Origin of the sequence: Roseobacter sp. MED193 (assembly GCF_000152965.1) — a bacterium.
Lineage (GTDB): Bacteria > Pseudomonadota > Alphaproteobacteria > Rhodobacterales > Rhodobacteraceae > Pseudophaeobacter.
In genome coordinates this window covers 2,919,694-2,937,470 of sequence record NZ_CH902583.1, presented here as the reverse complement: position 1 = coordinate 2,937,470, position 17,777 = coordinate 2,919,694, and the positions used below count along the sequence as shown (strand labels likewise).

Below are 17,777 nucleotides of genomic sequence, written 5' to 3'. Positions count from 1 at the left end.
GTCGGATCAGCAGGGGTTTCATGTCGGTCTCCTTTCAGGCCAGGAGCCGCATTGCGGCATGGATTTGTGCGGCAAGGTCTTCGCGTGGCCCATTGACCAGACGCGCCCCGGTTTCCCGGATGATGAGTGTGGGAACGGACTGAACCTGGAGCAACCGGGCGCGTTGACGGTCGGCCTCAACTGCCTGAACCGTCGCCGGATCATCAAAGATCTCTGCGAAACGCTTGGGTGCCAAGCCAATCTCGCGGGCCGCGTTCCGCACGACCTCGGGGTCGGCAATATTGCGTGCCTCGGTCAAATGCGCGCGCTGAAGCCGGTCAAACATGTCCCAATGGGCGGCCTGTCCGCTGATACGCTCGGCCGCTTTGCAGCCAACGGCAGCGGTCAGCCCATGCGGATAATCGAACGGAGCCGCGCGCATTGCCTCGATGTCGACCAACTCGGGCCGGTCGCTGACCTGTCGGCACACCTCCCAATGACCCAGGATTGTCTCGCGGGCTTGCTCTGGCGTGCCCCAACGCGAGGCCATCTCGGCTCGGCTGGCCTGCAGCACGAAGGTCCGGTGCCGGATGTCGAGGTCGAACTCGTCGGTAAGGTCACGCATCCGCGACGAGATGTTGAAGCACCAGCAGCACACGACGTCGTGGAAGAAATCTATGGTAAGGGACGCCATCACGCGGCCTCCTCTTGCCAATCTACCCCCGACAGGCGCGCGGCGATCCGGGCGACGTGCGCGCCTTGGAAGTGCGCGCCTGCAAGGTCGGTCTCGGACGGTGTGCGCGACCCGTCGGCCCCGGCGATGGTGCCGGCACCATAAGGTGCGCCGCCTACGATTTCCTCGCCCGTCTTCTGACCAGCAAACGTGTAGGGCATGCCTGCGATCAGCATTCCGAAGTGCTGAAGCGGGATCTGGGTCGACAGCAGCGTTGCCTCATGACCACCATGCTGCGAGCCAGTGGAGGCAAAGACGGCCGCGACCTTGCCAACCAGCGCATTCCGCGCCCACAGGCCGCCTGCTTGATCGAGGAACGATTTCATCTGGCCGGCCATCATGCCGAACAGCGTTGGGGTGCCGAAGATAATAGCGTCATAATCTTCTAGATCAGCAGGGGTCGCAGCTGGCGTTTCATCCGCTGCGAATCCGGCCTTCTGCCGGATATCTGCAAGCAGGGTTTCAGGCACGCGCCGCAAATCGACATGGGTGCCGGGCACCGAACGTGCGCCTTCGGCCTCAGCCTCGGCAAGTGCGCGCACATGGCCGTAGCTGGAATAGTAAAGAACAAGAACACGGGTCATGGGATCCTCTCAAAGATATGGGTTTCGTCACCTGAGAAGATCGCGGATGAGGCGGTCCGGAATAACCGGCCCGCTTTCACTTCACTCTTTACGTGGGTTGAAGAATGTCAGGGGCGCAGCGCCTCGCACAGATGATCGAGAAACGCCGTGACCTTCGCATCCATACCGAGACGCGAGGCCGTCACCGCGTAGATTTCCGGTGCAGGCAGTTCCCAATCGGGCAGCACGCGGACCAGCTCACCGCGCGCGACCGCATCCTTTGAAACGAAATCCGGCAAGGTGCCGATGCCCTGGCCGGCGATCAGCAGATCGCGCAGGACAAGGCTGTTGCCGACGCGGATGGGTGGATCAAGATCCACGGTCACTGTTTCTGACGGACTATGAAGGGTCCAGGCGGAGAGATGATCGGCAAGCAAAAAACCGATGACACGGTGATTGACAACGTCCTGCGGCTTTTGCGGAGCACCGACACTTTCCAGGTAAGACGGCGCGGCAAAAACCTGTTGCCGCGTCCTCCCCAGCTTGCGCGCCACAAGCGCGGAATCCGGCATGGCCGCCCGAATCCGAATGGAAACATCAAAGCCGCCCTCCACCATGTCGATCACCCGGTCGTCCAGCGACAGCGTCAGACGTAGGTCGGGATAGGCGTCGAATAACCCGGGCAGGATCGGCGCAATGACGGTCTGACCGAAGGAACTGGAAGCGTTCACCTTGAGATGACCGCGTATTTCCCCGGCGCCGTCACGGATGCGGGTCTCGACCTGGAATACGGCATCAAGAATCCCTGAAGCTTCGTCATAGAAGAGCTGACCGGCATCGGTGAGTGACATCGAACGGGTCGTGCGAGTGAGCAATACCGTGCCCAGGCTCTCCTCCAAAAGCTTGATCTCACGGCTGAGAAGGGCGGGTGACACACGCAGATCCTCCGCCGCACGCGCAAAGCTGCCACGCTCGACAATACGGCGGAAGGCGTTCATGACGGAGAGCTTGTCCATTGTTGCTTTCGATCAGTTTGAGTGAGACGTCGCATTATGCGGGCCATCGAGTCGAGGAATGCCATGAATGCGGCGTTGGTCGGTACCGAGCCCAGAGTAGCACATTCTTCAAGTCGCAGAGAATGACCGCTTTGCGGAACTCGCGATTTTTGATTGCAAAGTGAAAAGTGATTGGTGGGCCATACCGGACGGCGCGGGCCTATCGGCTTTGAGCCCGCATCACGCCGGTTGTGTTTGGATCTGGATCATCCAGAACAGCCCGAAGAGAAGCATTGCGGCTGATACGATACAGGCGACGGCCCGCACAGAATTCCAGAACGTCCACCGGGGAACATAGGTCCGAAGCCAGTACTCACGGGTGCTGTCGGACGACATCTCCATTCCCGCCAAGGCCTCATTCATCGGGACATTGAAGAAGACGGTCACGCCGAAACAGCCGACAAGATAGACCAGCCCAGCCAGCATGATCAGCGTTCCGGCGGGTCGCAAGCTTGGCTCCCGCGCGCGCCAGCAGGTTATGAAAATCGTGATTTTTGACGAGGCTGACTACCAATGGGCACAAGAGGTCCATGCGCGTTACAGCGACCTTCCGCTCTACCTTCAGCCTGGCAACCCGGAGGTCGAGCCAGACATACCGGTTGATCTGCACGCTCTGACTGACCGGCTGGGCTGGCTCACTGCCAAGGCGATGGCCGATGGCTGGTTCGCCCCCCGTATTCTGCCGCGGCTTCATGTCCTGATTTGGGGCAATAAGCGTGGCGTCTGACCAGAAGGAGACTTCCATGTCTGAAGACATCTACAGTAATCTCAAGCAGCTGGGCGGCGAAACCCGCATCCCCACCAGCCCCGAAGAGGCTGAATTGGAGCGGGTGCCCAACCCTCAGGCCGATGTGGCCTATAACGTGCGTTTCACCGCACCCGAGTTCACTTCGCTGTGCCCGATGACCGGTCAGCCAGACTTTGCCCATCTTGTTATCGACTATGTTCCAGGGCCCTGGCTAATCGAGTCAAAATCTCTCAAGCTTTACCTGACCTCCTTTCGTAACCATGGCGCTTTCCATGAGGATTGCACCATCTCCATTGCCCGGCGCCTGGCCGATTTCTTAGATCCGCAATGGCTGCGGATTGGGGGCTACTGGTATCCGCGCGGAGGTATCCCGATCGATGTTTTCTGGCAAACAGGGCCCGTGCCAGAAGGGGTTTGGATCCCAGATCAAGGTGTTCCTCCCTATCGGGGTAGGGGCTGAAAACTACAAAACTGGCCCTGGCTATTGCCGACATTGGAGCACCTCGCGGCGAACTTCCAATGTCGGCCATGTTAACAGAGCCAGTCTGAGTCAGGGTCACAAAGAAACGGTCTCGAAGGGTTATGCTGCAGGCCGTTCCGACCTGGTTGCGGGAGCTCGCTTTAAGCGCGGCTTGCCGGATCCGGAATTTCCTCTGACGCCAGCGCAAGCAGCGCTGGTTGCGGGGGCCCGCCGTAAGCGCTCCTTGTTGCACGCAGCATGGGATTTATCAGCGGTACAGCGGCCAAAGACAGAGATCGATTATGATGCTCTGCTGGGTCTGCCAACGCTGACATTCCCCTAATGGGCAGCAATGGATCAGGCACAGAGCACACAATCAAAACGCATTCCTCCATTGTCCATCCGCCTCACGGCAGAGGAACGCGCGCTGCTGGAACAGCGCGCGGGCTGTCTGTCTTTGGCCGGTTACATCAAGTCTATTGTCTTTACTGACAATGCACCGCGCTACCGATCGCGCCGCCAAACACCGGAGCTGGATGCAAAGTTACTGGCAGAACTGCTTGCCCATCTCGGTGCTTCCCGCATGGCCAGCAATCTCAATCAGATTGCCAAACACCTGAACCAAGGAACTCTGATTGTTGATCCCGATTTGGACAGCGACTTGAAAGCCGCTGCCACTGAAGTTACCTGGATACGCAGCACCTTGCTGCAGGCGCTGGGGGCAAAATCATGATCCTCAAAGCTTCCCAGCGTTCAGGTGCTGCCGCTCTGGCAGACCATCTGACAAATAGCCTCGACAATGATCACATTGAGCTGCTGGAAACACGCGGGTTCATGGCAGAGGATCTGCATGGCGCCTTTGCTGAAGCCTATGCAATTTCCAAAGCAACGCGTTGCCGCCAGTATCTGTTCTCTCTCAGTTTGAACCCGCCCCAGGATCATGTCGCCAGCGAAGAGCAATGTCTGAATGCTGCAGAGCGCATCGAAGACCAGCTTGGCCTTGGCGGCCAGCCCCGGGCCATTGTCATCCATGAGAAAGAGGGAAGACGCCATGCCCATGTTGTCTGGTCCCGAATTAACGGGGAAGAGCTGAAAGCAATCAATCTACCGCACTTTAAAAACAAACTGCGCGACATGTCGCGCGATCTGTTTCTCGATCATGGCTGGGAACTGCCCAAAGGGCTGCAAAGTTATGGCGCAAAGAGCCCGTTGAATTTCACCCTTGCTGAGTGGCAGCAGGCCAAGCGCATCGGCATTGATCCCAGAGAGATCAAACAGCTGTTTCAAGCCGCCTGGGAAAGATCAGACAGTCAGGTCGGTTTCAAAAATGCCTTGGAAGAGCGGGGGTACTTCCTGGCCCAAGGCGACCGGCGCGGCTTTGTCGCCCTGGACGTGGACGGGAATGTCTACTCGATCCCCAAGTGGGCTGGAATGAAAGCCAAAGAGGTGAAGGCCCGTTTTGGTGATCCGGGGTCGCTGCCCTCGGTTCTCGAGACCCGTGCGGAATTGAATCGCAAAATCACCCAGCAGATGCGCGGCTATATTGAGGAGATCAAATCCAACCAAGCTCAGGCCCGCGAACCGCTGAGTTCAGAGCACCGCGTCCTGAAGGCAGAGCACCGCCGCGAACGGCAAAAACTGAAAGAGGGACAGGCCAAACGCTGGCAGGAAGAAACAAAGGCCCGGTCCGCCAAGCTCAACAAAGGATTGCGCGGCCTCTTTGACCGCCTGACGGGAGCCGCCAAACTCACCCGAAGCAAGAATGAGCGCGAGTCCTACAGATGCGCCAAACGGGATCAGGCCCAACGGGACCGGCTGGTGATTGCCCAGATGAAAGAACGCAAGAAACTGCAGAAAAGGATGCAGACGCTCCGCGAGGATCAGAAAAAAGACCGCCACATCATGATGCGCAATGTCATCGCCAGCTTGCGCAGGCTCCGCGATCCGCACCAGTTGCAGAGAGATCGCCAGCGCAGGCGCACACGCGGGCTTTCAAGGTAACAGCGGTTTTCAGCATAATCTCAAGTGATTGCGTACTACGTTCTCACATTACTGATACGGCAGTCTTAGCAAGGCAGACCGATAACCCGTCGATTGGAGACCGCTTGCGGGATAGCTGCCCTTCAAGTGCGGCGCGGCGAATTCACCGTCGGAGCCCAACCTGTGCATTCAGTATTCTCGCTGCGAGCGCGCGCAGCGCGGAAATTGCTGCCAGTGCTCGATAATCAATGCTGCGCGGCGGAAGAGATCGCCGCCATTCGTTTATGGTACCGCGAAGTTTTGGCGAGGAGTTCACAGGTCGTGGCATAGAGCCACCATCAACAAAAGCCAACTAGCTATGCACACTTTGTATTGAGGTCATGAATTTCACAAATCTTGGCGGCACGTTTCAAGGTTTCGACGCTCTCTGAAAAAAGCGCAAATTTCCTTCCCTGTCCGACGTGATTAGTTGTAGATCAGCTCGACAACAAACGCGTCCGGTCCAAATCCCGATTCTGCCAACGTTAGCTCGGACACGCGGTTGCGCAGATTCGTCTGTTCAGGCACTAGAGCTTCCAGCTGTTCTAGAACGCGTTCGGTCCGGATGCGGGTCTCAAAAAATTCATTGGTCGACCCTTGCGACTGTACCGACCAAATTGCGACCGTGGCATCCAAAGGCGCGCTACGCAGCACATCGGCCAGCGCGTCGATCTGATCGGCGCGAGGATCAAAGACGCCATCCTCAAACCTTACCAGATACCGTTCTGCCTCCGCCGGTGGAATTGCTTTAGCATACAGTTCTTCGGCCGCAACAAAGCCTCGGACCAAACCGCCACGATCATTGTAAACTGTGATGCCTAAAAATTCACCGTCACATTGAACATTGACGCAATCTAGACGCGCGGTTCCGCCCCTCGGCAGGCGTTCAAAGATCCGGTCGGCATCCGGGCTGGGCGCGCGAAGAATATCAAGTGTGCCAGGTACTTCGATAGGAACGCCAGCCAAGCGTTCAACGCTGTCGCTGAGATTGCCAAATCGGGTTGTGTCACTCAAGCTCGGCGGGTTTAAAAGCGCGCTGCCTCGAGTGCCAAGATAGGCCTGGGCCGACTGGCCTTGGCCTGCAAAAGCGTAAAGCGAGGTCAGTGCGTGGCGCTCTGGGGCAGTCGAGTTGTTCCAGCCTGGTGAACCAGCATATGAGCTGCCATCAAGCGCGATGCTGCCGGGCATCAGAAAGTCCGCGCGGATCGTAGGGAGGGGAGCGTTTGCGCGTTCCGAAATTAACGGTTCCAGAGTCTCCGACGCGGATACTATTAGGTCATCCGAATCCAAAAGAGCTAGGCTTTCTTCCAGGATTGGGCATTTCTGCAAAAGCCTCTTCAAATCAATGCCTTCTGCGGCCGCGCCCTGGATCAGGACCGTTGCTATGCGGTTAACGCAAGCGCGATTTTGGCCGGGCGAATAGGTACCGCACATTTGCGCATTCTTCAACTCGTCAAACAGCGTCAACTCAGCCATGCTGCAGGTATCTGTGCCCGCTACATCGGTCAGCCGCCGTCCGTTGATCCCCGGCGCGGGAGAACTGTTGGTCACCGGTTCCTGCCCGGGATTGGCTGCTTTGACAAACCAGCCGGTCAGCGCCACGACGTCCGCGAATTGTAGTCCGGGTTTCGACAGGAAGTAGGTAAAGTAACGTGCAAACAGTCCCATGTCGTCGCGATCGGGAGCTACATCGCTGGCCGCGGTCAGCGGCGAGGTTGATAACACCGTCATGTATTGACTGACATTTGCGTTGAAAAAGTTTGGCGATCCAAATGCCCGCCCGACACCGCGTCCGGCGCTGTGGCTATCGGCTGGCAGACTGACAAAGGTGCGGCAAGCGTCAAATACAAAGGTGAAGTCGAACTGTTTAAGCCCAGAAAAGTAGCCCGCTACCGCATCTGTCGCCAAAAGATAGTCATCGCGAGCAGTAAAGCCGGGCTGTGTAATCGGAAGGATCAGGTAGTCGCGTGCGTCCTCACCACGCAGACCATGTCCGGCAAAATAGACTTTGACGAATGGCCTCTCATCGTATCCGCTGGCACGCACATAGTCTTCGCGTTCGCCAACATGAAGCGCGAGCGTCAATAGCTCCCGGTTAAGCTTGGCAAGGCTAGGGTTGAAGACAAAACGCGTCTGGACCCCAGATGCGGACATCACTTTTCCGATCTCGCGCGCGTCATTCACAGCATTCTGCAAGTCGTTGTAGTAAATCTGTGCGATCCCGGTGTCATAGAGGTCGACACCTACAACCAATGATAGTCGGTCCCCCGTATACTGGGCAGCGCTGCATTGGTCGTTAATGGCATAATCGCAGCAGTTTTCCAGGTCACCGCAGAGGCCAGTGTCTTGAGCATGGCCCACAGGCGCAGCCGCTGCCCAAACCAAGGTCGCCATCAGAACGGTATACAGCTTTGCTTGGACTTGCGTCATTGCGAAAGCCTCCCTTTGGCATCATCAATCCAATTTCGCACGCTTTGCGTGTAGACTTTGGGGTAAATCGCACCTTCGCCGCAGTGCCCATTCTGATCCGCCGCGCGAGAGGTGATGGCAAAGATGCGCGGGTTGTCGGTTGCAGAGCGGGGTAAGTAGACTGGCCCTCCGCTATCCCCGTGGCAGGCATCGGTCACGTCGCCAGGAGTCCGGGCAGTGGCGTCCATCATTTCGACATCAATATCCAAGGCGCAGCCGCGGGGGTCGTTACCTGCTGTGCAGGATTTTGCCTTTTTGCAGGACAAAACCCGGGGGATCAGGCCCCAAGTTTTTGGGTTGGCGCGCTGTGGGCTCCACGGGGCCCCCACCCCGGAAGTAGAGGACTGCGGCCGAGTCGCGCCAAAGCCTACGAGGAGAGAACCGCGCGTCCCCCCTACAGCGACATGGGCCGCGGCCTCAGCGGCATCGGCAATCTTGGCAGGGATAACGTAATCGGGCGTGTCCGTCACCGTGTAACGCAATAGCGCGAGGTCTGGTGAGCAGATCGATCCACTGTCCCGTTTGTCGCAGAAATCGTCATCCATCATCTCGCCCTTCAGGACGAACGCATCATCAGTAGATTGGGTGATCACGGGATTGGCAAAGACCGCCCGAACGACACGGTCTTGGTCTAGCCGAAAATCGCAGTAACAATGCGCCGCGGTCAGGATCCAGCCCGCTTCGATCACTACGCCGCTGCAGCCTGTGTTGTTGTTCCCAGAAACCAATGCTACCGCACTGGTAAACTGGCCCGCCTTGGCTGTCTGCCCGCCAATGACGCGCAGGCCTGCGCGGATGCGTTCGACAATCTGGTTTAGTGAGTCTTGTAATTCCGTGTCGTCGCTGACCCGTTCGATGGCAGCATCGCTGGCATGGATGGTCGATGGATCCAGTGACAGGACGCTTGCGCTGCGCGCTTCGGCACCGGCTTGGCCCATCAGGCGCATAAGCCCGGTCTCTAACGTCGCGTAGTAGACGCTCGGGTCATAGTCCGGCGTGCCCGCGCCTGAGGCCTCTTCTGCGCGCGCAATCAGCGCCTCTAGCATCGCCTGCTCTTCAGCGCTGGCTCGATCCGAGATCGCAAAGTCTTGGGCCGCTGTGGATATGGGCAGGGCAAGAGCCAAGCACAGGAAAAGGTTGAGCGCTGTGCGAGTCATAGTGAATCAGCTTCCCTGACAGCTTCCGCGATACACGACTCATCTTCCGGAGCGCATTTTTTGGCCTCTAACAAGCAGCTTGTAACGCGTGATTGATAGTCTTCGTCATCGCCTTCATTTTGAATGCCCTCTTCGCATGCTTTTGTTAGGCGCGCCTCCAGCGCCTCGACCGCTTGCTCTTCGACGATCTCCTTCTCGGTCGCGTCAAGCGACTCAAGCGCTTCGCGGTAATTGCGCGTTTCCTCCAAAAGCTGCGCGTTTGCGGCGATGAGGCCTTGACGGTTCGCGGCCTCATTGGCTTCAAGCTTTAGGATTTGGACCGGGATCGAGAAGATTGTGTTGAACACCTCTATCGTCAGGTCGACGACCGCGTTCACCTCTGATGTTTTTTCCAGCGCTGCATCGACCAGCACGCCGTCTTCGAACACAAGCTCGCTTTCGCGTGTGACAAAGGCGCCGCGGTCGATCCGGGCGATCAGCGTTGGTGCCGCATTAGGTAGTCGAATGGGCGCAACGGAATGAAGCTTCCACGACCCTAGACCGCTGGGGTCCTGGCTGCGCAGAACGACTAGGTCATGGGTTAGGTTCGGCTTATAGAGCACACCGTCGATCGGGTCGGTGGTCAAGGATCGCAGATTCGTTCCATCCAAGTCAGTGTCGGAAAGCCCACCTTTGCCCAGTTTGCCGTCCGCGCCGGCTCTAAAGCTTCCCGCCATGGCTTGACCAGCTGAGCCGGGCTGCGGGCAAAGGGCATTTGACCACCGAGGCACGTAAGGGTCGTTTGAGGCATCAAGGTAGACGCAATAGCCATAAGGACGCAGCGCCGCGTTGGCAAAAACCATTGCCTCTAGGTCGAAGGGATCGACCTCCAATTGCCGGACGCTTGGCTTTCCTTCAAGGTTCAGCGAGAACTCCCGGTCTGCAGCCTGTGCCAAACCTTCGCGCACGCGCGCGGCGATGCCGACTGTCTGGTCGATAGTTTTGGAATAGACCCGCTGCAAAAGGCCGTCTTTGATGTCCAGCGCGATTTGGTCCGAGGCTGTTCCCGAGCCCCGATAGGCCAAGCAGTAGACATCGCCATCATCACCCATGGCTGCGCCAAGCTCATAACTGAAAGCAAATTGAGTGCTTGTCTCTTCAGTAACAGCAAAGACTAGGTTCCGCTGCGGCATCTGATAGCCGCCGTCGCCGTCCAAGCAGACCCCACCGGCGCCAATGCTGCCCACGGTCTGCAAAGGACCCGAACAGCCGACCAAGAATAACAGTGCAATACTGTAAAGGAGCCACCGCATCATTGGCTTTCCGCCGGAGCTGCTGCGAAATCACTTGCGGCAAAAAGACTGGCGCAAAGGTCCTGCAGCCTGTCGCCCTTCTGCAGTCCGGTCGTTGGTGCGACCAAATCGCTGGTGTCGATCTGCAGCGGGGACAAATCGCTGATAGGTCCGGCCAGCGGCGCATCTACGTTGCGCTCGCGGACTTGATTCAGCAGAGCCTGTTGCTCCGTTGTCGCGCGTTCCGCCTCAAGCGCGATCTGCGCTTCTTGAAGTTTAATGACCGTGGTTTCGATCTTGGCCAGCTCCGCGCGGGCGCTTGCGACATTAGTGGCTTGCCGAATGGCGGTAATCGGGGAGCGTACAATTCCGCTGACCAGTTCAATCGGGATTTCAATAGCGCCCAAAACCTCGGAACCCTTAGCCATACACACATCGGTCAACGCGCCGTTGTCAAACACCAACGCCGTCTGACGGGCAGCAAAGGTCGCGCGGTCCACGCCCACCGACAGAACAGGCGCGCGGTTTTCCATTGCCACTGTACGCACAGCAACGGGCGCCCACTGTCCTAGTCCGTATGGGTCCGGATTAGCCAGTACATAGACCGAATAGGGCTGACGCGGACGGTAGAACACGCCTTGGGACTTGTTTGCAGGCGGTTCGGGCGCCGCGATACGGGCGCGCGGCGGATAGGCTGCGCGCGTTGTGCCCTGCGGGTCTTTGCAATAGCGCGCAAGCCCCGCGGGCGACGTATCAGCGACGGTGTAATTGCCGAAGGCAACACAATAGCCGAAATCGCGCAGGGCCATGTTGATTTGTGCCATTTTCACAGGGTTAAACGGGTCAATCTCGAATGACTTTGGTTTGTCTGGCACCCCGGCCGCGCGCAGGGAAAATGTGCCCAAGCTTTTTGAAACCCGGTTGGTGTGGATCGCAACTCCCGTGCGGATAAATTTGCGCGCAATTAGCGCGGACTGGTCTATGGCTCGGCTTGAGATCAGCTGCAGCATGCTGGTGTCTTGGCCCACCGCGTCTGGGATTTCGTCATTCGCCAACGCCTCACGCCTAGTTCGAAGCGGGGTGTCAATGAACGCAGCTTGGTCATCCACCCGCTTGGAGCGGCGCACCACGACCTTGTCATTGGCGGTGCCAGAAGCGAGGTGATTCAGGCAGTAGATCCGGCTAGAATCCGCGCGCGGTGCGGCCTCGAGCTCATCCAGAAAGGTCTTGACCGAGCCCTCGGCATCGCTTGCACTGACGGTGATTTTCAGTCGCGAGGTCGCAAGCTGGTAAGATCCCAGATGCGACGCGCAGCTGCCTGCTTGCCCAACACCCACTGCGTTTGATTCCATGACTGTCTGGCACGCGGCAAGCACCCCGCACACCCCTAGCGCGAAAATCAGCCCGCGCATCATTCGAGAACACTCGGACGGTTAGGCGCGCAGGCAATTGTGCCCAGCGGGCCTGGGTAAATCCTTTGGGTCGGCGCACGATCGTCAGAAAGGGTGCCAGGATAGGCCATCAGAGCCAGCCATTCCGCGCGTGTTGCAGCCTCGCAGCCATAGGACGCCCGCAGTGTCAGGGCACCTTCCGGCGCAGTCGGAGCTGGGTTATAGCCACACAATTTATCGGCGTCGCTGAATTCGGCCTCAAGTACGCAGGAATTCTTACCTGTGCATTTCGAACGCACCTGAGCTGTAGCATTACAGGTCCGGCCGATGTCAACTCCGGGACGGAAATCGCCAAAACGGGCAGACACGATCACCAGCCGCGGATCGGCGGTCCCAAGGACCTTGTCAATCTTTACAGCCAGCGAGCGCAGTTTGTCTCCTTTCGCGGTGACGAGGTTTTCATTGGCTTCATCGTTCAACTCGGTCAGCGTACCCTCCAGCGCATCGATTTGCGCGCCAGCAGCCTCGGCCGGTTTGCGGTAAATTAGCGGCGGTAGAGCCATTGCTAGTGTTTCAAAAGCCGTTGAAACTGACGACTGTAACAAAGCGCTTTTTTGGCTTTCGATCAAATCCGCCAGATGTTTGGCGCGTGCGACTGCGGCGGCATTCGGCAACTTTGCCTCCAACGCCAGCGCCTCTTCCAAAATCTTGACAAGCGCCTCTTGGACGCCAGTGGCTGTTGGCGGGACGGTTTTGTCTGGGTCAAGCGATTCAATCCGCGTCCGCAACACCGCAAGTGTTCCAACCGGGTCCGGTGCGTCGTAGATTGCCAGAGCACTGCGTAGATCGGCGATTGCGTCTATTACATTTGAATCAGTGCGCGCATAGCGTAAAAGTTCAACCAGCGTCAGAACCGATGCTGCGTCTGCGCGCAGCGCTTCGGGTGCGCTGCGTTCCTCCATCTCAGCAATCTGAGCTTTCAGCGCTGTAAGCTCTTTTGTTATCTGGTCGGGTTTGGCCTGTGAACTGGCAAGCGTCGTAGTTGCAGCGCTAAGCGCCGCCTTCGTTTCTTCAATGGACGTTTGCGCAAGCACCGCATCGCTGGTCAAAAATGCCACCGCTACAGACGCGAATGAAAGGAAACTATTAGCCAAAAGCTTGGCACGAAAAATGTCTAAGCACATTAGGTACCTCCTTGGATTGATATACGCACAATATATTGCGACTCGACACAAGGTAAAAAGACTAAATGTCGGGCGGTCACGTCAAAATGTGACCCTGTCGCAACAACCTCAGGCTGTGAAATAATTTTGGATTATAGCGCAAAAGGCGAAATTTGCGAGCCACTATTCTTTCGTGTTCCGTCTAATGAACAAAACGCAAAGTTCTTTCGCTACAAGGATATGCCATTGCGAGCGGGGGAGCTGTCTGCATGAGCTAGGGTTGTACGGGCAAATGGCAGCAAATTTCCGCGTCTGAGTACACCCATCACGCTGCAGCGCACGTTTGCTCTTTGTCCAAGGGCGACCGCCATTGCCTGACCGTTGCCCCCACTCGTTCGGGCAAAGGCACCACCCAGATCATCCCGAACCTGCTGACCTACAAGGGCTCCACCGTAATCATCGACCCGAAAGGAGAGAACGCCAAGATCACTGCAGCCGCCCGCATGGCGATGGGACAGGACGTGCAAATCGTCGATCCCTGGAACATCGCCAATGTCGAGGGGTTTGATGCAGCCTGCTTCAATCCACTGGATTGGCTCAAACCCGGTGACGTGGATATCACCGAACGGGAAGAACGCGGCAAAGAGACAAGCCGAACCCACCCCTTTGCCGAGACTCGGCTGTTCATGCTGCTGGCCTACCTGACAGACCATGAACAACTCAGAGACACGTGCAGAAGCCTCACAGCATCTGCGCGCCATGATCGACCAAGTAGTCCTCACCCCCAACGAGACGGGTGAAGAATTGACGGTTGATCTGATTGGCGATCTGGCAGGCATTCTGTCGGTTGCAACTTCATCGGAAAGCGTCCGCATTGCAGCGGAGCTTTCTAAACTTCAACCAGTGCATCAAGAGCTTAGCGGTAGAACGACAAAAGCCCCCGAAGGGGCTTTGTCGGTGGGCTCTACTTTACAAGTAGAGCTGGTTGCGGGAGTAGGATTTGAACCTACGACCTTCAGGTTATGAGCCTGACGAGCTACCGGGCTGCTCCATCCCGCGTCAGTGTCGGAAGTTTATATCGTTTAGAGATTTTTTGGATTTTACTAGGTTTGGCAGTGACCTACTCTCCCACGACTTAAGCCGCAGTACCATTGGCGCAAAGGCACTTAACTTCCGGGTTCGGGATGGGACCGGGTGTTTTGCTCTCGCTATCGCCACCAAACCAAGAAAAATCCAAGAACCTGCGGTTCTTGGATTTTTTTGGTTGGCGGTCGGCAGGGTATTTGCATCGCAAATGCCCGAGAGACCGCACCCCAGTTATGTCACGAGGACATTTCCAAGATCGCAGGGAAACAATCAACACTGACGACTTTACGCAAGTAAAGTCTGTCACGCAGCAGGCAGTGTATTTGCCGGGCAAATGCACGTTGCTGCACCTTTGTTATGTCACAAGTTCATGTGGTGCTTATTTGGTTCTTGGCTGTCTATTACTAGATCAGATCAAGCCAATCGGGCGATTAGTACCAGTCAACTGAACGTGTTACCACGCTTACATCTCTGGCCTATTGACGAGGTGGTCTACCTCGGCCCTCAGGGATACCTTGTTTTGAGGGGGGCTTCCCGCTTAGATGCCTTCAGCGGTTATCCTGTCCGAACATAGCTACCCAGCACTGCCGTTGGCACGACAACTGGTCCACCAGTGGTTCGTTCACCCCGGTCCTCTCGTACTAGGGGCAACTCCTCTCAAGTATCCTACACCCACGGCAGATAGGGACCGAACTGTCTCACGACGTTCTAAACCCAGCTCACGTACCTCTTTAAACGGCGAACAGCCGTACCCTTGGGACCTGCTCCAGCCCCAGGATGAGATGAGCCGACATCGAGGTGCCAAACACTGCCGTCGATATGGACTCTTGGGCAGTATCAGCCTGTTATCCCCGGCGTACCTTTTATCCGTTGAGCGATGGCCCTTCCACTCGGGACCACCGGATCACTATGGCCGACTTTCGTCTCTGCTCGACTTGTCAGTCTCGCAGTCAGGCTGGCTTTTGCCATTGCACTCAACGAGCGATTTCCGACCGCTCTGAGCCAACCTTCGCGCGCCTCCGTTACGCTTTAGGAGGCGACCGCCCCAGTCAAACTACCCGCCACGCAGGGTCCCGGATCCGGATAACGGACCGCGGTTAGACATCAAGAGTGCGAAGGGTGGTATCTCAAGGGAGGCTCCACCGAGACTAGCGTCTCGGTTTCGATGCCTACCACCTATCCTGCACGTCACAATCCTGATGCCAGTGCGAAGCTGTAGTAAAGGTGCACGGGGTCTTTCCGTCTAACCGCGGGAAGCCTGCATCTTGACAGGCAATTCAATTTCGCTGAGTCGATGTTGGAGACAGCGGGGAAGTCGTTACGCCATTCGTGCAGGTCGGAACTTACCCGACAAGGAATTTCGCTACCTTAGGACCGTTATAGTTACGGCCGCCGTTTACCTGGGCTTCAATTCAGAGCTCTCACCCCTCCTTTTAACCTTCAGGCACCGGGCAGGCGTCAGACCCTATACGTCGTCTTGCGACTTCGCAGAGCCCTGTGTTTTTAATAAACAGTCGCCACCCCCTGGTTTGTGCCCCCAGCTTCCAGTTGCCTAGAAACCGGGCCTCCTTCTCGCGAACTTACGGAGGTATTTTGCCGAGTTCCTTCAACATCGTTCTCTCAAGCGCCTTGGTATTCTCTACCAGTCCACCTGTGTCGGTTTAGGGTACGATCTTATAGAGGGGCTATTTCCAGGAACCTCTCAGCAGCCCATTCAATCCAATAAGGATGAACTACCTTCGAGATCCGTCACCACCTCATGGCCCAGGAATATTAACCTGGTTCCCATCGACTACGCCTTTCGGCCTCGCCTTAGGGGTCGGCTTACCCTGCTCAGATTAGCTTTAAGCAGGAACCCTTGGACTTTCGGCGAGAGTGTCTCTCACACTCTTTGTCGCTACTCATGTCATCATTCTCGCTAGTGATCTCTCCACGGGATCGCTCACGCGCCCGCTTCATCGAAAGCTCCGTGTCTCCAATCCTACCGAAGTAGGTAAGGAGACATGGAACTATGTCACACTACGCTCTGCTACCATGCACTATGTGCATCCTCAGCTTCGGCTCATGGCTTGAGCCCCGTTACATCTTCGCCGCAGGACGTCTTAATTAGACCAGTGAGCTGTTACGCTATCTTTAAAAGATGGCTGCTTCTAAGCCAACTTCCTGGTTGTTTTGGACATCCCACCTGCTTTCCCACTTAGCCATGAATTAGGGGCCTTAGCTGGAGGTCAGGGTTGTTTCCCTCTCCACTACGGACGTTAGCATCCGCAGTGTGTCTGCCGTATAGTACTCCCGGGTATTCGGAGTTTGGTTAGGATCAGTAAGACGGTGAGTCCCCATTACCCATCCAGTGCTCTACCCCCCGGGGTATTCGTACGACGCTCTACCTAAATAGATTTCGCAGAGAACCAGCTATCTCCGAGTTTGATTGGCCTTTCACCCCTAGGCACAGCTCATCCCGATCTTTTTCAACAGATGTGGGTTCGGTCCTCCAGTGCATGTTACTGCACCTTCAACCTGGCCATGCCTAGATCACTCGGTTTCGGGTCTGATCCCACGAACTCATGCGCCCTATTAAGACTCGCTTTCGCTGCGCCTACACCTAACGGTTTAAGCTTGCTCGTGAGACCAAGTCGATGACCCATTATACAAAAGGTACGCTGTCAGGCCGCAAGGGCCCTCCAACTGATTGTAGGCGTTCGGTTTCAGGTACTGTTTCACTCCCCTCGTCGGGGTGCTTTTCACCTTTCCCTCACGGTACTGGTTCACTATCGGTCAGTAAGGAGTACTTAGCCTTCGAAGGTGGTCCTCCGATCTTCAGACAGAATTTCACGTGTTCCGCCCTACTTAATACGTCCTATCATGTTTCGAATACGGGACTATCACCCCCTATGGTCCTGCTTCCCAACAGGTTCTTCTCACACTCAAGGCTCGGCTGGTCCCCGTTCGCTCGCCGCTACTAGGGGAGTATCAATTGATTTCCTTTCCTCCGGGTACTTAGATGTTTCAGTTCCCCGGGTTTGCTCTTAAAACCCTATGTATTCAGGTCTTAAGTACCTGGTTAAGAACATTATTGACTACCGAAGTAACAATAATGAACTTTCAGGTGGGTTGCCCCATTCAGAAATTCATGGATCAAAGCTTATTCTCAGCTCCCCATGACTTATCGCAGAGTATCACGTCTTTCATCGCCTCTTACTGCCAAGGCATTCACCAAACGCCCTTCTCGCGCTTGATCTGATCCAGAAACAGATAGCCAAAACTATCAGGATCCAGCCGCTGGTAAGTAGCTGGACCACAATCTCTGAACCAAAAAGCATACTTTCCCGCGCTTCCTTCGATACGGTCTGTGATGTCGGTCGCAGACCCGAAGAAAGCACAATTGGCTCTAAAACCTTGCGGAATTAGAACCGGGTTAGTGTACTTGACTTGGACAACTCTGTCGTTTCAGAGCGGCAGACCCTGGGACGTCCGAGGAAACAGACGTATTCCAAAGCTCGCTTTGCAAAATCCGAAGATCTCACGCAGCACCATTCTGAGATCATCCCCACACTCGGGGCGATCAACAGTGTTGTTGATTGTTTCTCTCTTTACGATATCAATTCATCCAGTTGGATGAGCAAACACTTCGAAAGTGCTTGCTGATCAAACTGACAGAACCATCCCAAAGGAATGGTGGGTCG

Annotated in this window: 13 protein-coding genes, 2 tRNA genes, 2 rRNA genes and 1 pseudogene (1 of these 18 running past the window's edge); 5 read left to right on the top strand and 13 right to left on the bottom strand. The window is 56.4% G+C overall.

All coding sequences use genetic code 11. From position 1 onward, the window contains the following. Positions 1-34: 34 nt before the first annotated feature. The 4 genes from MED193_RS16510 to MED193_RS16495 all read right to left on the bottom strand — a co-directional run bounded on the left by MED193_RS16510 (position 35) and on the right by MED193_RS16495 (position 2,780). Complete coding sequence (locus MED193_RS16510; RefSeq protein ID WP_039966288.1) at positions 35-673, bottom strand: DsbA family protein; 639 nt, start codon at positions 671-673, stop codon at positions 35-37. Then, positions 673-1,296, bottom strand: coding sequence for an NAD(P)H:quinone oxidoreductase (gene wrbA, locus MED193_RS16505; RefSeq protein ID WP_009810893.1), 624 nt, complete (start codon positions 1,294-1,296; stop codon positions 673-675). The genes MED193_RS16510 and wrbA overlap by 1 nt, the downstream gene beginning before the upstream one ends. Before the next feature lie 107 nt (positions 1,297-1,403). After that, on the bottom strand, positions 1,404-2,291 hold the full coding sequence (locus tag MED193_RS16500) for a LysR family transcriptional regulator (RefSeq protein WP_009810892.1): 888 nt from the start codon (positions 2,289-2,291) through the stop codon (positions 1,404-1,406). 219 nt (positions 2,292-2,510) lie between these two features. Beyond that, entirely contained in the window at positions 2,511-2,780 is a 270-nt protein-coding gene (locus tag MED193_RS16495; RefSeq protein ID WP_254655462.1) for an anthrone oxygenase family protein, read from the bottom strand. Positions 2,781-2,784: 4 nt separating this feature from the next. Here MED193_RS16495 and MED193_RS16490 point away from each other — a divergent pair. From MED193_RS16490 to MED193_RS16475, 4 genes and pseudogenes are all read left to right on the top strand, one after another. After that, a pseudogene (locus MED193_RS16490) lies at positions 2,785-3,057 on the top strand (7-carboxy-7-deazaguanine synthase QueE); the annotation flags it as partial. A 16-nt stretch (positions 3,058-3,073) separates the two neighbouring features. Next, entirely contained in the window at positions 3,074-3,538 is a 465-nt protein-coding gene (gene queF, locus MED193_RS16485; protein WP_009810889.1) for a preQ(1) synthase, read from the top strand. Positions 3,539-3,890: 352 nt separating this feature from the next. After that, a complete protein-coding gene (gene mobC / locus MED193_RS16480; protein WP_009810888.1) occupies positions 3,891-4,271 on the top strand; it encodes a plasmid mobilization relaxosome protein MobC in 381 nt (126 codons plus the stop codon). Beyond that, entirely contained in the window at positions 4,268-5,539 is a 1,272-nt protein-coding gene (locus tag MED193_RS16475; RefSeq protein ID WP_009810887.1) for a relaxase/mobilization nuclease domain-containing protein, read from the top strand. The genes mobC and MED193_RS16475 overlap by 4 nt, the downstream gene beginning before the upstream one ends. Positions 5,540-5,983: 444 nt before the next feature. Here MED193_RS16475 and MED193_RS16470 read toward each other — a convergent pair whose 3' ends face one another. The 5 genes from MED193_RS16470 to MED193_RS16450 form a co-directional block, all read right to left on the bottom strand. Beyond that, positions 5,984-7,987 carry a caspase family protein gene (locus MED193_RS16470; RefSeq protein WP_009810886.1) on the bottom strand — a complete coding sequence of 668 codons (2,004 nt, stop codon included), beginning with the start codon at positions 7,985-7,987 and terminating at the stop codon, positions 5,984-5,986. After that, positions 7,984-9,183, bottom strand: a complete 1,200-nt coding sequence (locus tag MED193_RS16465) for a trypsin-like serine protease (protein WP_009810885.1) — start codon at positions 9,181-9,183, stop codon at positions 7,984-7,986. The genes MED193_RS16470 and MED193_RS16465 overlap by 4 nt, the downstream gene beginning before the upstream one ends. After that, complete coding sequence (locus MED193_RS16460; RefSeq protein WP_157041391.1) at positions 9,180-10,379, bottom strand: hypothetical protein; 1,200 nt, start codon at positions 10,377-10,379, stop codon at positions 9,180-9,182. The genes MED193_RS16465 and MED193_RS16460 overlap by 4 nt, the downstream gene beginning before the upstream one ends. Before the next feature lie 95 nt (positions 10,380-10,474). Then, a complete protein-coding gene (locus MED193_RS16455; RefSeq protein ID WP_039966286.1) occupies positions 10,475-11,806 on the bottom strand; it encodes a hypothetical protein in 1,332 nt (443 codons plus the stop codon). A 59-nt stretch (positions 11,807-11,865) separates the two neighbouring features. Beyond that, positions 11,866-13,029 carry a hypothetical protein gene (locus tag MED193_RS16450; RefSeq protein WP_009810882.1) on the bottom strand — a complete coding sequence of 388 codons (1,164 nt, stop codon included), beginning with the start codon at positions 13,027-13,029 and terminating at the stop codon, positions 11,866-11,868. A 329-nt stretch (positions 13,030-13,358) separates the two neighbouring features. On the opposite strand from MED193_RS16450, the gene MED193_RS16445 reads away from it, so the two are divergent. After that, complete coding sequence (locus MED193_RS16445; protein WP_009810881.1) at positions 13,359-13,808, top strand: type IV secretory system conjugative DNA transfer family protein; 450 nt, start codon at positions 13,359-13,361, stop codon at positions 13,806-13,808. Positions 13,809-13,990: 182 nt separating this feature from the next. Here MED193_RS16445 and MED193_RS16440 read toward each other — a convergent pair. The 4 genes from MED193_RS16440 to MED193_RS16425 form a co-directional block, all read right to left on the bottom strand. After that, positions 13,991-14,067 (bottom strand) — tRNA-Met (locus tag MED193_RS16440). 48 nt (positions 14,068-14,115) lie between these two features. After that, positions 14,116-14,230, bottom strand: a 5S ribosomal RNA gene (gene rrf / locus MED193_RS16435). A 274-nt stretch (positions 14,231-14,504) separates the two neighbouring features. Next, positions 14,505-17,332 (bottom strand): 23S ribosomal RNA (locus tag MED193_RS16430). Positions 17,333-17,767: 435 nt separating this feature from the next. Beyond that, positions 17,768-17,777 (bottom strand) — tRNA-Ile (locus tag MED193_RS16425); it runs 67 nt beyond the window's last position.

Excerpts from the sequence above, each read along its gene's own strand:
- MED193_RS16510 (WP_039966288.1), bottom strand. The coding sequence starts at position 673 with ATGGCGTCCCTTACCATAGATTTCTTCCACGACGTCGTGTGCTGCTGG.
- wrbA (WP_009810893.1), bottom strand. The coding sequence starts at position 1,296 with ATGACCCGTGTTCTTGTTCTTTACTATTCCAGCTACGGCCATGTGCGC.
- MED193_RS16500 (WP_009810892.1), bottom strand. The coding sequence starts at position 2,291 with ATGGACAAGCTCTCCGTCATGAACGCCTTCCGCCGTATTGTCGAGCGT.
- queF (WP_009810889.1), top strand. The coding sequence starts at position 3,074 with ATGTCTGAAGACATCTACAGTAATCTCAAGCAGCTGGGCGGCGAAACC.
- mobC (WP_009810888.1), top strand. The coding sequence starts at position 3,891 with ATGGATCAGGCACAGAGCACACAATCAAAACGCATTCCTCCATTGTCC.
- MED193_RS16475 (WP_009810887.1), top strand. The coding sequence starts at position 4,268 with ATGATCCTCAAAGCTTCCCAGCGTTCAGGTGCTGCCGCTCTGGCAGAC.
- MED193_RS16470 (WP_009810886.1), bottom strand. The coding sequence starts at position 7,987 with ATGACGCAAGTCCAAGCAAAGCTGTATACCGTTCTGATGGCGACCTTG.
- MED193_RS16465 (WP_009810885.1), bottom strand. The coding sequence starts at position 9,183 with ATGACTCGCACAGCGCTCAACCTTTTCCTGTGCTTGGCTCTTGCCCTG.
- MED193_RS16455 (WP_039966286.1), bottom strand. The coding sequence starts at position 11,806 with ATGGAATCAAACGCAGTGGGTGTTGGGCAAGCAGGCAGCTGCGCGTCG.
- MED193_RS16450 (WP_009810882.1), bottom strand. The coding sequence starts at position 13,029 with ATGTGCTTAGACATTTTTCGTGCCAAGCTTTTGGCTAATAGTTTCCTT.